Source organism: Williamsia sp. Y712, assembly GCF_059445525.1.
Map to the genome: position 1 here is coordinate 2623006 of NZ_JCAIUN010000001.1, position 13339 is coordinate 2636344.

The window sequence follows — 13339 nt, forward strand, 5'->3', positions numbered from 1 at the left end:
CCATCCTGCCCGTAGGCTCGACAACTGTGAAATCGGACGAGCTGACCGACCTGGGTCGCCATGGCGACGCAGATGCCCAACCAGGCCTGATCGACTTCGCGGTCAACGTCCGCGGCGACACCCCACAGTTCGTTCTCGACGCCCTGGCGCGACGACTCGGTGACCTGGCCGGCTATCCCAGCACCGACGATCAGCAGCGGGCCGTCACGGCGATCGCCGAGCGGCACCACCGCGATCCGTCCGAGGTGCTGTTGCTCGCCGGTGCCGCCGAGGGCTTTGCGCTGCTGCCGGAGTTGGCACCGCGCCGCGCGGCGCTGATCCAGCCGTCGTTCACCGAACCCGAGCGGGCGCTGCGCAGCGCCGGAGTCGCCATCGACCAGGTGGTGTTGCCGTCGCCCTGGACGCTGGACCCGGCGCTGGTACCCGAGGACGCGGACCTCGTGGTCCTGGGCAACCCCACGAATCCGACGTCGGTGCTGCATCCCCGGCAAACCATCGAGGAGCTGCGTCGCCCCGGCCGCGTCATCGTTGTCGACGAGGCGTTCGCCGACGTGGTGCCGGGCGAGCCGCAGAGCCTGGCCGGCTACCGCGGCGACGACATCCTGGTATTGCGCAGCATCACCAAGACGTTCGCCCTGGCCGGTTTGCGGGCCGGGTACTTCCTCGGATCGCCCGATCTCCTCGAGCGGTTGGGGCGACGACGACCGCATTGGCCGCTGGGCACCCTGCAACTCGCGGCGCTCGAGCTCTGCGCCGGTGACGTTGCGACTGGTTACGCCAACGCCGAAGCGGTTTCGGTTGTCGATCAACGTGATTGGATGATCATCGCGTTGACTGCGGCGGGAATCGAGGTGGTCGGGGAGCCGTCGGCATCCTTTGTGACCATCTCGGTCGCAGACGGTAGCGCGCTCAAAGCGGCTCTGCGGGATCATGGTTACGCGGTCCGCAGCTGCGCCAACTTCGTCGGGATGGACGCGAACCATCTACGGCTCGCGGTCCGGGACCGCACGACCGTCGACGGATTGGTCGACACGATCAGGAAGGTACTCGGGTGACGGCTACAGGGATGACGGGTATGACGACATTGGCCGACGTGATCGGGATTCTCGAACGCGCGTACCCGGTCCGGCTGGCGGAGAGCTGGGATTCGGTGGGCCTGGTCTGCGGCGACCCGGATGATGCCGTCACCTCGGTGCTGTGTTGTGTCGATGTCACCGATGCGGTGATCGAGGCGGCCTTGGAGTCCGGTGTGGATCTTGTTGTGGCACACCACCCACTGCTCCTGCGCGGCGTCGACACCGTCGGTACCCACACACCCAAGGGCAGGCTTGTGCACCGCCTGATCAAGGGCGGATGCGCCCTCTACACCGCGCACACCAACGCCGACTCGGCAAACCCGGGTGTCTCCGACGCCCTGGGTGCGCTGCTCGGGCTCATCAACATGCGACCGCTGGACCCCAAACCCGCAGAAGCGATGGACAAGTGGTCGGTGTTCGTTCCGGCCGATGATGTGGTGGCGGTCCGCGAGGCGATGTTCGACGCCGGAGCCGGTGAGATCGGTGAATACAGCCATTGCTGCTGGAGCACCTCCGGAACCGGCCAATTCCTGCCGGGCGCGGCTGCCGATCCGGCGATCGGGGCACGCGGCGAGGTGACGCAGGTGGCCGAGGACCGCGTCGAGATGGTGGCGAGCCGCCGGGTGCGCTCGCGTGTCCTGACCGCGCTGCGCAGCGCACACCCCTATGAAGAACCGGCCTTCGACCTCATCGAGTTGGCACCCGCTCGCGGTGACGAAGGGTTGGGACGGGTGGGCGAGCTCGGCGAACCGATGAGTCTGGCTGCGTTCACTGCGCACGTTGCCGAGGCCTTGCCGTCCACGACTGTGGGAATCCGCGCCGCCGGTGACCCGGGGATGACCATCACAACGGTGGCGGTCTGCGGAGGTGCTGGTGATTCGATGCTGGCCACGGCCCGCGCGGTGGGCGCGGACGTCTACGTCACCGGCGACCTGAGGCATCACCCGGTCGACGAACACCTGCGCGGTGGTGGTCCGGCCCTGATCGATGCCGGTCATTGGAGTACAGAGTTCCCCTGGTGTGAACAGGTCGCCGGTCTGCTCGCCGACGCCGTCCCCGGATTGGCCACCGGCGTGTTCGCCACTCCGACAGATCCATGGACAATTCATCGGAGCGGCCACTGAGGCGCGGTACCGCGTACGGTTGCAAAAATGTCATCACCGGCGCTTGACGGCGCCGAACGACTTGTTGATCCGGCCCGTGGGACCGGACAGTAGAGGAATGAAGGAACACTGGTGAAAGCAGATCCGGCCGACCAACGATTGATGTTGGACATCGCCGATGTCGATGCGGAATTGCATCGAATCGAACACCGGCGGTCCACGTTGCCCGAGATCGCCGAGCTGGATCAGCTCGGGCAGCAGCTGAATACCCAGCGCGACGAGGCCGTGCGGGCTCAGATCGCTGCAGAGGACCTGCACCGTGAGTCCCGGCGGCTCGACAACGAGATCATGTCGATGTCGATGCGTGAAGAGAAGGACAACCAGCAGTTGGCCGCGGGTACCTTGCCCGCCAAGCAACTCAGTGAACTCTCGCATGAGGTCACCGGGCTGATCCGTCGTCGCGCATTGCTCGAAGACGAGTTGCTCGAGGTGATGGAACAGCAGGAAGCCGTCGGTGCGGACGAGCAGCGGGCCTCAGCCATGACCAACCACACCGAGCGGCAGATCGAAGAGGCCACCGCCCGCCGTGATGCAGCGCTGGCGAAGATCGATGAGGACATCGCCGCCGTGCAGGAGAAGCGGGCCGCGCTGACCGCCAACGTGAATCCGGATCTGATGGCCGTCTATACCAAGCAGGTCTCACAGGGACGGATCGGTGCCGGACTGCTCCGGTCCGCCCGCTGTGGCGCGTGCCGGATGGAACTCGACCGCGGACTACTCAGCCGGATCAACGCAACCCCGACCGACGAGGTCGTCCGCTGCGACGAGTGCGGCGCCATCCTGGTGCGCACCCACGAGTCGGGATTGGCTTCTTCGTGAAGGTTGTTGTCGAGGCCGACGGCGGTTCGCGGGGCAACCCGGGTCCGGCGGGCTACGGCGCGGTGGTGTTCGACGCCGACCGGGCCTCGGTCCTGGCCGAACGCAAGGAGGCCCTTGGTATCGCGACCAACAACGTCGCCGAGTACCGCGGGCTGATCGCCGGTCTGGCTGCCGCCGAGGACGTGGGCGCCGACGAGGTCTCGGTCCGGATGGACTCGAAGCTGGTGGTCGAGCAGATGTCCGGTCGTTGGAAGATCAAGCATCCGGACATGATTCCGCTGGCCGCGCAGGCGAAGGCGCTGGCGTCGGGATTCTCGCGCGTCGACTACACCTGGATCCCACGGAACCAGAACTCACACGCCGACCGCCTGGCCAACGAGGCCATGGACGCTGCGGCCGCGGGCGAGCAGGTGGCCGTGGTGACCGAGAAGCCGATCGAGATGTCGGTTGAGAAGCCGGTCGAGAAGTCATTGAAGCCGGCACCAAGGGCGCCGGGTTGGAACGGTGCGATGGGTGCGCCGACGCGAATGTTGTTGCTACGACACGGACAAACTCCGTTGTCGGTGGAGCGGCGTTACTCGGGGCGCGGCAACCCGCAACTGACCGAACTGGGCCGTGATCAGGCGGCGCGGGCGGCCAAGCGACTGTCGGCCCGTGCGCAGACCGCCGCCGAACCGGACGGTATCTCGGCCGTGATCTGTTCCCCGCTGGGGCGGGCCCGCGATACCGCCGAGGCTGCCGCGCACGCACTGGGTTTGCCGGTCACCGTCCACGACGGTCTGATCGAAACCGACTTCGGTGACTGGGAAGGGCTGACCTTCGCCGAAGCCGCGAGTCAGGATCCCGACCTCCACAAGGCGTGGATCGGCGATACGAGCATCGCGCCTCCGGGAGGCGAGAGCTTCGACACCGCCACCGTGCGAATCCTGAAGGCGCAGGCGGAGATCGTCGATCAGTACGGCCCGGGCGAGGTGCTGGTGGTGTCCCATGTGACACCTATCAAGGTGCTCCTGCGGGAAGCGCTCGGTGTCGGATCGTCGCTCCTCTACCGGATGCACCTCGATCTGGCATCACTGAGCATCGCCGAGTTCTATCCCGACGGTGGTGCGTCGGTCCGGCTGGTCAACGACACGAACCACCTGGGTGAGATCTGATCTCTCCCAGGTGGTTCGGGTTGACCGTGAGGTATGCGATCAGCTCGCGCGGGATTGCGCCTGCGGGACGGCCGCGCCGCGCCGGTCGACCTGCTCGAATCCTGGCCGCTTGCTGCCGATGAACGCGTAGAGCCACGATGCGATGGCGGCAAAGCGGTTTCGGAAGCCGATCAGGTAGAACAGGTGCACCGCGAGCCAGGTGATCCAGGCGAACATGCCGCGGAAGCGAATCTTCTCGTTGATGGCGACCACCGCGCTGAACCGGCTGATCACGGACATGCTGCCCTTGTCGCGGTACTTGAACGGTGTGCCCGGCAGCTTCTTCCGGCTAATGACGTCGGCGGCGTGACGGGCCTCCTGCATGGCCACGGGGCTCTGTCCCGGGTAGCCGTTCAGTGAGGTCATGTCACCGATCGCGTATACGTTGGCGTAGCCACCCACGGTCAGGTCCTGGTTGATCAGGATCCGCCCGGCGCGGTCGGTCTGCGCTCCGGTTGCCTCAGCCAGGACTGCGGTGAACGCGCTGGCCTGTACGCCTGCCGACCAGATGATGGTGTCGGCCGCGATCTTGCGGGTCGCCGCACCGGATCCGATCTTGACGGTGACGCCCTCGGAATCCATGTCCGTGACAAGCGAATTGAGCAGGAGTTCCACGCCTGCCGCCTCGAGCGCCTTCTTGGCGTAGGCCGAGAGCGAACCACCGTAGACGGGAAGTGCGTCGCCTGCGCCCTCGACGAGGTAGACGGACACGTCGTCACGCTTGTAGTAGCGGGACGCCAGTTCACGGATCTGCCCGGCGACCTCGACACCGGTCGGGCCGGCGCCCACGATCACGAAACTCAGCAGTCGGCGGCGCAGATCGTCGTCGGTGGTCTGCGCGGCCCTTTCGAAGTTCTGGCGGATCTGCGTGCGCAATTTTGTCGCATCTTCGATCGTCTTGAGTGCGTAGGAGTACTGCGCGAACTCGTTGCGTCCGAAGTACGACTGGGTCGCGCCGGTGGCCGCGATCAGGTAGCGGAATCGAACCGTCTCCGTCGGGCCGTCATGCCGGAAGTGCAGTACGCCGGCGTCGGGGTCGACATCGGTCACCGTGCCCAGGCGGACCTCGATATTGCGGTGCTTGCGCAGGATGCCGGCGATGTCGGGAGCGATCTCTTCGCTGGAGAGCACGCCGGTGGCGACCTGATAGAGCAGTGGCTGGAAGAGGTGTTCGGGGGTGCTGGAAATCAACACGACGCGCAGTCCGGTTTTGGCCAGCCGCTGTGCAGCTGTCAGTCCACCGAATCCCGAACCCACGATGGCCACGTCGGCCTCGAGGTGGGTGGGAACGCTGTGCGGTGTGGGCATGAGTTAGTGATCCTTTTATCTCTTGATGACAACTACTTCCATGTATAGCGCAATTAACTGGGGTGAAAATCCCTAATCAGGCCATTTTTGGCCATTTTTCAACCTGTTCTGAAGATAGAACTTATCTGGATCACTCATATAAGCTGGTGGCATGGAACTTCGCCAGTTGACGTACTTCGTGGCCGTGGCCGAGGAGCTGAGTTTCAGCCGGGCCGCGGCCCGCTGCTTCATTTCGCAATCGGCGATCAGCCACCAGGTCGCCCGGCTCGAGCACGAGCTGGGCTCCAAATTGATCGCCCGGTCGACGCGCACGGTGCGCCTGACGGACCTCGGGGCCCAGGTGCTGCCGCTGGCTCAGCAGATGATCCGGCTGGAATCGATGATCACCGCGACAGCACGTACGCCGGGTGGGCGGGTGCGGATGGCGGCCAACATGTCGTTCGCACAGCAGTCACTGGCCGCGATCGCCAAGCTGCGCACCGAACACCTCGACGTCGAGATCGAATTCATCATCAAGAGCTTCGATCAGCGGATCGATGCGGTCCTGGGAGGCGACGTCGACCTGGCCCTGATCCGTGGGGGCCTCGAGCGACCAGGGCTCGCCATCGAACACCTGTGGGTCGACGACCTGGTGGTTGCGATGTCGCAGCGGCATCCACTGGCGGGGTCGGCCGAGGTCGGGCTGGCGGAACTCGGAAAGTATCCGCTGCTGTTGCCGTCGGCGCGCGATCAAGTGTTGTTGCACAACGTGATTCGCGAGGCATTTGACCGTCACGGGCTTGACCGCCCCCGCCAGGCACCGCCGCTGCCGGTCGACCACACCGCGACCATGGAGCTGCTCAACCACCCCGAGGAGTGGACCGTGCTCTACGAGCGCACGCCGCTCGCGGGTATCGCCTTCACGCGGGACAGCGAACGTGCACTGCGGGTTCCGGTGTCGGCGGTGGTGCGCGCGCCGACCGGACAATCCGAGATCGTCAACGACCTGATCGCCGCACTGCGAGCGGTACGCGCCGATCTGGCCGGGGGAGAGGATCCGCCGGCGAGCTGACCGGCGGTCCGCCCCGGGGCTAGGTGACCAGCCAGAGCGCGAACACCGACGACACCAGGGTCAACGGCACGGTCACCAGGCCCACCTTGGTGAACTCGGCGACCTTGACGTGGTGGCCGCCGGAGTTGACCAGGTTGCGCCACAGCAGGTTTGCCAGCGACCCCAGATAGGTCAGGCTGGGGCCGATGTTGACGCCGAGCAGCATTGCCAGGACCAGTGCCGCCGGTGCGCCGCTGCCCAGTGCCGCGAGCATCAGCAGGGTGGCCGGGATGTTGTTGATCACGTTCGACGCGATGGCTGCGACCACGGCGACGATGAGCAGGTCGAGTAGCCCGGTTCCGTCGGGCAGCAGGTCCGCGACCCAACTCCCGATCCGTCCGTCGGAGATCCCGGCCACCAACACCCCGAGTGCGCAGACGAACAGCAGGAATCCGGGTTGTGCCGATTTGGCCAATGCTCCGACCCCGCAGGCGCGTCCGCGTAGCGCCAGGTAGGCCATCGCCGCGGCACCTGCGACCGCGCACCACACCGGCTCGATACCGACCAGTGAACTGACACCGAATGCGGTCAGGGTCGCGGCAAGAACGATCAGCGGGGCGCGCGGCGCCGGGCCGGGTGGGTCGAGTACGTCGGGGCCGGGCGCGACCTCGAGGTCGTCGCGAAAGTACCAGCAGAACAACGCGAATTCGACTGCAAGGGTGACGAGCCACGGCAGAGCCATCAAGAGGGTGAACTCGACAAAGCCCAGACCGGTGGCGGCGAAGGCGAGCAGGTTGGTCAGATTCGAGACCGGCATCAGCGTCGAGGCCGAATTGGCAAGTGTGACGGTGGCGTAACTGTGTGGACGGGCCGGCACCCGGAGCGCCGATGTCATCGACAGCAGCACGGGTGTCAACAGCAACACGGTGGCATCGAGACTGAGCGCGGCGGTGGTGATCGCGGCAGCGGCGAAGACCAGTCCGAAGAGCCTGCGCCCGGATCGGTGACCGGCGCCGCCCTGCGGAGATGCGCGGTGTGCGATCACCCGGGCCACCCATTCGAAAACGCCCAGTACCGAACAGGCGTAGGAGATCACCAACAACGCCGCCAGGAACAGCACGGTGGACGACAACTCCCGCAGCTCGTCCCAGGCGCGGTCGGGCTCAACGGCGCCCACGACAATGGCCAGTACTGCTGCCGGGACCGCAACCGCCGCCTCGGACAGGCCACGCGGACGCCACACGGCCAATCCCAGTGCAGCCACCATCAGGACCACCGCGACAACATCCACGGCGCAATGTTCCCCCGATACCCGGACCGGGCACCAATCCGGCAGGCGAAGGATGCGTGGATCCGGGGCCGGAGAACGTACAGTGATGGTGCGAACGAGCCGGCTGGGCGGCTGCGGTCGCGGGGACAGTCGCATCGGCGGCGAGCCCGTGATCGAGGAAAGTCCGGACTCCACAGAGCAGGGTGGTTGCCAACAGCAACCCGAGGTGACTCGCGGGACAGTGCCACAGAAAACAGACCGCCGGCGCAAGCCGGTGAGGGTGAAAAGGTGCGGTAAGAGCGCACCAGCATCACGGGTGACCGTGATGGCTCGGTAAACCCCACCCGGAGCAAGGTCGAAGGTTGCACCAGGTAACTGGTGTGGCTGCGCAGGTGTTCGAGGGCTGCTCGCCCGAGCCTGCGGGTGGACCGCTCGAGGTACCCGGTGACGGTGTGCCCAGATGGATGGCCGCTGCCGACCCTTGTGGTCGGTACAGGATCCGGCTTACAGGCCGGCTCGTTCGCCCCGCAATATGGACTCGCACCAACCACTCCGGTGCCCCGATTGGCCCGGTGTGGAGGTCACTGCCCGCTAGTGTTGGTGCGGTGCAACGGATACTTCGCGCCGCCGACATAGATTTTGGTGCCATCCGCACCGACCTCGGTCTGTCCGAGGAGTTCGGAGCCGCCGCCCAGGCCGAAGCCCAGACGGCGTCGGATGGTTACGCCGCCCGTCGTGTCGATCGGACCGACCTGCCGCTGGTGACCATCGATCCGCCCGGATCGGTGGATCTCGACCAGGCCGTCCACATCGCCCGTGACGGCGCCGGGTTCGTGGTGCAGTACGCGATCGCCGATGTCGCGGCGCTGGTTCGCCCCGCCGGCCCACTCGACCTCGAAACCCGCAGGCGTGGGCAGACGATCTACTTCCCGGACGGCAACGTGCCGCTGCATCCGCGGGCGTTGTCGGAGGATCGCGGATCGCTGCTTCCCGATCAGGTCCGTCCGGCGGTGCTGTGGCGCATCGCCGTCGACGGGGACGGACATCCGACCTCGGTTGACGTACAGCGGGCGTTGGTGCGGTCGGTGGCCCGGCTGGACTACGCGACCGTGCAGGCCGACGCCGACGCCGGGCGTTTACATCCGTCCATCGAGGCGCTCCCGGACTTCGGTGAGCTTCGGCAGCGTTTGGCGATCGAGCGGGGCGCGGTCGAGTTGGGTCTGCCCGAGCAGGATGTGTTGAGGGACGGTGACGGCGGGTGGCAGTTGGTGGTGCAACCACGGACCCGGGCCGACATGTGGAACTCGCAGGTTTCATTGCTGACGGGTATGTGTGCCGGACAGATGATGTTGGACAACAAAGTCGGGCTGTTGCGCACGTTGCCGTCGGCCACCGACGACGCGGTGAAGGTGTTCAGGGCCTCCGCGGGGGCGCTGGATGTGCCTTGGCCGGAGGATGTTTCACCGGGTGCGTTCCTCGCCGGTCTGGATCCGCAGTCCCCGCTCACCCTGGCTGTGATGTCGGATGCCACCACGTTGCTACGCGGCAGTGACTACCTGCCGATGTTGGGCGTGATCCCAGACGACGCGGTGACGACGCACGGCGGAATCGCCGGGGTCTATGCCCACGTGACCGCGCCGCTGCGTCGGTTGGCCGACCGCTTTGCCACCGAGACATGCTTGGCGCTGGCGGCGGCAGAACCGGTGCCGGACTGGGTGTGCAGCGCCTTGCCGACACTGCCCGAGGTGATGAGGAGTTCGAGTTCGGTCGCGGGCCGAGCGGACCGGTCGAGCCTGGACATGGCCGAAGCCATCCTGTTGGCCGACCGAGTCGGTGAGACGTTCACCGCCACCGTGTTGCACGCCGCTCGCGGCAAGCGTCCCGCACAGATCTTCATCGCAGATCCGGCCGTGTTCGCCACGTGCGGTGGCGATCCGGCCGAGGGCCGGCACGTTCAGGTGAAGCTGATGGACGCCGACCCGCGCACCCCGAATGTGACGTTCATGCCGGTCTAGGCGGCCGGTGCGGGCGGCGGTGTGGCTACACGGGCCGGTACGTCGCGAGGTCGCGCGCCGCGGCGGCTTCTTCGCGGGCGTCGAGACGCCCGTACACATATGCATCAGCCACGTTGACATCCGATCCCGTTGCCAGAAGCGCAATATGGCTGCGGCTGATGACGGCGTCGTGGAAATCCCCGAGAGCGCTCTGGGCCCGTTTGGCTTTCTTGCCGAGCTTGCGGTACTTGTCGGTGTTCAGCCGGATCCCGGAATCGATGGTGTACCGCAACTGTTTCGCGCGTTTGCGCACGGTGTGCAGCTGTTCGACCCACTCTGCCGAACCTTCGGTCATGGCGGTGAGTCTCTTCTGTGCCTTGCGAACACGTTTGGCGCTGTGCGCGACGGCCTTGTCGAAGATGACGCGGGCCTTTTCGTCGGCGTCCCCACCTGGTTGCGGTTCCGCGATGGTCCGGTCGAGCTCGTCCAGTAGATCGAAATATCGTTTGGAATGCAGGAAGTCGATGGTGGTCGCCATCGCGACGCGTTGTGTTTCGAGTTGACCGTCGATCAGCGCGTGCGTGACATGCGCCGATGCGGCTTCGCCTTTGAGTAGGTGACGATTTCGTTCCAGCTGCACTTCCGCATCCCGGGCATCGCCCAAAATGCTTGCCAGATACTTCAATTCACCTTCGAGCTGTTCGAGACCGGTGCCCCGCAAGACGTCCGGGAACGATCGCAGAACGCTGCGTGCTCGCCGGGTCGCGACCCGCATCTGGTGGACGGAGTCGGGCGCATTGCACCGAACCTGCGGATCATGGGCGATGAGGTGGTCGCGATGCTCGGCGAGCTCGGCGACCACCAGCTCCAGCGCCGTCGACTTCTTGCCGAGTCTGGCTTTCTTCGCGCGCCGGCCACCGTCCGAACTGTCAGCGGTGGTCGGGGTGGTGCCGATGGCACGCGCGAGCTTCGACGCGCTCGAGGCGGTGCGAGCACCATTGGCGCGCAGTACCTCGTCGGCGGCATACAAGAGTTCGGTGTCACCGGAGACCAATTCGAGTTCCCATTCGCGCCAGCTCTGGGCGATTCCGCCGGGTAGCAGCGACTGTGCGGCGACCGAGTCCTCGCACAACACCGCGAGTACTGCACCCTGCGGGTCGTGGAGTTCGGTGATGCGGCGAATCGTCGAAATGGTCGCGATGGGTGCCAGGTGCCGCCCGCGGAGGTGGACCTGGACGGGGTCGGTGAGCTCCGACGGCACCACGACCTCGGCGAACGGATCGGCCGCGGTCTGCAGTGGGACGTGCATCTCGCGTCGGCCAAGGGGAGTGCCGATGCCGGGCCGCTTGAGGTGCCAGCCTTCGTCGTGACCACCTTCTCGCCGTCGGAGGGTGATCTTGTTGCCCGCGAGATCGAGCGCGTCGGTGTCGTAGTAGGTCGCGTCGAGATGTTCGATCACAGGTCCCGATATCGACTGCACCGCAGGCAATACCGTCAGGTCGGGGACAGACGCGTTGGTGTCGAGGTCGTATTTGAGTTCGACTTCTGTTGTCTCCTGGGCGCTCACCGTGCGTCCTTCCCGCTGCTCTGGTTGCCGACTCCGGCAAAACGATCCGTTGCCTCGATCAGATGATGCCGGATTCCGGGTTCGAACGATGCGTGTCCGGCATCGGCGACGATGTGCAGTTGCGCGGTCGGCCAGGCGCGGTGCAGGTCCCATGCGCTTCGGGCCGGGCACACCACGTCGTAGCGGCCCTGCACGATGACGCCGGGGATGTCGGCGATCAGATGGGCGTTGGCCAGTAGCTGACCGTCTTCGAGGAAACCGCCGTTGACGAAGTAGTGGTTTTCGATGCCGGCGAACGCGAGGGCATACCGGGCCGGATCGCTGTCCTTGTCGTCATCGGATTGGGGGAGTAGATGGCTTGTCGTCTGTTCCCAGGTGGTCCACGCAAGGGCGGCCTGGGTCGCCTTCTCACGGTCATCGCCGGTCAACAGTCGGTGATAGACAGCAACCAGATCACCGTCACGCTCGTCGGCCGGGATCGGCTCGAGGTATCCCTCCCAGCGATCAGGGAAGATGTTCGCCGCACCGCCGTTGTAGTACCAGTCGATCTCGCTGCGACGAAGCAGGAAGATGCCACGCAGCACCAATTCGGTCACCCGATCGGGGTGGCGTTGGGCGTAGGCCAGACCGAGCGTCGAACCCCACGAGCCGCCGAACACCTGCCACTGCTCGATCCCGAACTCTTCGCGGAGCATCTCCATATCGGCGATCAGGTGATCGGTGGTGTTCACCGACAGGTCGCCGCCGTCCGCTATGTGCGGAGTCGACCGGCCACAGCCGCGCTGGTCGAACAGGATGATGCGGTACGCGTCCGGATTGAAGAACTGCCGTTGCAAACCACTGGTGCCGCCACCGGGCCCACCGTGCACAAAGATAGCCGGTTTGCCCGTGGGGTTACCGCTTTGTTCCCAGTAGATCCGTTGTCCGTCACCGACATCGAGATGTCCGGTGGCGTAGGGCTCGATCGGGGGGTAGAAGTCGCGCATCCCCCCACTATGCCGGGTGAGGTCAGTACGCGTGCTCGGGGCCGGGGAACTGGCCGCGACGAACCTCGTCGGCGTACTGCTCTGCCGCCCGGCGCAATTCGCCGCCGACGTCGGCGTAACGCTTGACGAACTTGGCGGTCTTGCCGTGTGTGAACCCGGCCATGTCCTGCCAGACGAGGACCTGGGCGTCGGTCTCGTTGCCTGCACCGATACCCACGGTCGGGATGGTGAGCTTGCGGGTGATCTGCCCGGCGAGGTCTGCGGGCACCATCTCCATCACGACGGCGAACGCGCCGGCCTCCTGGACGGCGATCGCGTCGGCGATGAGCTGGTCGGCCCCGTCACCACGCCCCTGGACCCGGAAGCCGCCGAGTCCGTTGACGCTCTGTGGGGTGAAGCCGATGTGCGCCATGACCGGGATACCCGCTGCGGTCAGCGTCGCGATCTGATCGGCGACACGTTCACCGCCTTCGAGCTTGACCGCATGCGCTCCGCCTTCTTTGAAGAAACGGATCGATGATTCGAGGGCCTGTTGCGAGCCGGCCTCATAGCTACCGAACGGCAGATCGGCGACGATAAGTGCGTGCGGGGCACCCTTCACGACACCGCGGACCAGCGGAAGCAGTTCGTCGATGGTGACCGGGATGGTGGTGTCGTATCCGTACACCACGTTCGCTGCCGAGTCGCCGACCAGCAAGACCGGGATCTGTGCGTCATCGAAGATGCGCGCACTGGAGTAGTCGTATGCGGTGAGCATCGACCATTTGTCGCCCTCAGATTTCATCTGGGCCAGATGGTGCACGCGCGTTGCGCGGCGGCGGGGAGAAGAAGTGTCTGCTGAGGGCGCAGCGCCATATACCGAAGTGTCGGACATCATTGTCTCTTTCGTGCCTCGAGTCCTGCATCCGCAGGTACCCGGGTTGGTGGATGACC

At 65.7% G+C, this 13339-nt stretch carries 11 protein-coding genes and 1 other RNA gene; 7 read left to right on the forward strand and 5 right to left on the reverse strand.

Translation table 11 applies throughout. The features are described from left to right. Positions 1-26: 26 nt before the first annotated feature. The 4 genes from cobC (at position 27) to AC1D75_RS12050 (ending at position 4212) form a co-directional block, all read left to right on the forward strand. Complete coding sequence (cobC, locus tag AC1D75_RS12035; protein ID WP_495515429.1) at positions 27-1055, forward strand: Rv2231c family histidinol phosphate aminotransferase CobC; 1029 nt, start codon at positions 27-29, stop codon at positions 1053-1055. A 20-nt stretch (positions 1056-1075) separates the two neighbouring features. Next, positions 1076-2200, forward strand: coding sequence for a Nif3-like dinuclear metal center hexameric protein (locus AC1D75_RS12040; RefSeq protein ID WP_495515430.1), 1125 nt, complete (start codon positions 1076-1078; stop codon positions 2198-2200). A 111-nt stretch (positions 2201-2311) separates the two neighbouring features. After that, entirely contained in the window at positions 2312-3058 is a 747-nt protein-coding gene (locus AC1D75_RS12045; RefSeq protein WP_495515431.1) for a zinc ribbon domain-containing protein, read from the forward strand. Further along, positions 3055-4212, forward strand: a complete 1158-nt coding sequence (locus tag AC1D75_RS12050) for a bifunctional RNase H/acid phosphatase (RefSeq protein ID WP_495515432.1) — start codon at positions 3055-3057, stop codon at positions 4210-4212. The genes AC1D75_RS12045 and AC1D75_RS12050 overlap by 4 nt, the downstream gene beginning before the upstream one ends. Before the next feature lie 39 nt (positions 4213-4251). Here the strand turns inward: AC1D75_RS12050 and AC1D75_RS12055 are convergent, their stop codons facing one another. After that, a complete protein-coding gene (locus AC1D75_RS12055) occupies positions 4252-5559 on the reverse strand; it encodes an NAD(P)/FAD-dependent oxidoreductase (RefSeq protein ID WP_495515433.1) in 1308 nt (435 codons plus the stop codon). Between the two features lie 151 nt (positions 5560-5710). On the opposite strand from AC1D75_RS12055, the gene AC1D75_RS12060 reads away from it, so the two are divergent. Continuing rightward, positions 5711-6610, forward strand: a complete 900-nt coding sequence (locus AC1D75_RS12060) for a LysR family transcriptional regulator (RefSeq protein ID WP_495515434.1) — start codon at positions 5711-5713, stop codon at positions 6608-6610. Positions 6611-6629: 19 nt separating this feature from the next. On the opposite strand, the gene AC1D75_RS12065 is transcribed toward AC1D75_RS12060, so the two are convergent. Further along, positions 6630-7880 (reverse strand): SLC13 family permease, encoded by a 1251-nt coding sequence (locus tag AC1D75_RS12065; RefSeq protein ID WP_495515435.1) that lies wholly within the window; start codon positions 7878-7880, stop codon positions 6630-6632. Between the two features lie 95 nt (positions 7881-7975). Between AC1D75_RS12065 and rnpB the strand changes: the two genes are divergently transcribed. Continuing rightward, positions 7976-8382, forward strand: an RNA gene (rnpB, locus tag AC1D75_RS12070) — RNase P RNA component class A. 82 nt (positions 8383-8464) lie between these two features. Then, positions 8465-9874, forward strand: coding sequence for an RNB domain-containing ribonuclease (locus tag AC1D75_RS12075; RefSeq protein ID WP_495515436.1), 1410 nt, complete (start codon positions 8465-8467; stop codon positions 9872-9874). A 25-nt stretch (positions 9875-9899) separates the two neighbouring features. Here AC1D75_RS12075 and AC1D75_RS12080 read toward each other — a convergent pair whose 3' ends face one another. The 3 genes from AC1D75_RS12080 to panB are packed head-to-tail and all read right to left on the reverse strand — an operon-like array spanning position 9900 to position 13280. Then, positions 9900-11420, reverse strand: coding sequence for a CYTH and CHAD domain-containing protein (locus tag AC1D75_RS12080; RefSeq protein WP_495515437.1), 1521 nt, complete (start codon positions 11418-11420; stop codon positions 9900-9902). Then, positions 11417-12406, reverse strand: coding sequence for a prolyl aminopeptidase (pip, locus tag AC1D75_RS12085; RefSeq protein WP_495515438.1), 990 nt, complete (start codon positions 12404-12406; stop codon positions 11417-11419). The genes AC1D75_RS12080 and pip overlap by 4 nt, the downstream gene beginning before the upstream one ends. A 22-nt stretch (positions 12407-12428) precedes the next feature. Next, positions 12429-13280: a 3-methyl-2-oxobutanoate hydroxymethyltransferase gene (panB, locus tag AC1D75_RS12090; protein WP_495515439.1), complete on the reverse strand. Its 852-nt coding sequence runs from the start codon at positions 13278-13280 to the stop codon at positions 12429-12431. Between the last annotated feature and the right edge of the window lie 59 nt (positions 13281-13339).

Bases quoted from the DNA above. Each gene is read 5' to 3' on its own strand.
- AC1D75_RS12040 (WP_495515430.1), top strand. From the start codon at position 1,076: ATGACGACATTGGCCGACGTGATCGGGATTCTCGAACGCGCGTACCCG.
- AC1D75_RS12055 (WP_495515433.1), bottom strand. From the start codon at position 5,559: ATGCCCACACCGCACAGCGTTCCCACCCACCTCGAGGCCGACGTGGCC.
- AC1D75_RS12060 (WP_495515434.1), top strand. From the start codon at position 5,711: ATGGAACTTCGCCAGTTGACGTACTTCGTGGCCGTGGCCGAGGAGCTG.
- pip (WP_495515438.1), bottom strand. From the start codon at position 12,406: ATGCGCGACTTCTACCCCCCGATCGAGCCCTACGCCACCGGACATCTC.
- panB (WP_495515439.1), bottom strand. From the start codon at position 13,280: ATGTCCGACACTTCGGTATATGGCGCTGCGCCCTCAGCAGACACTTCT.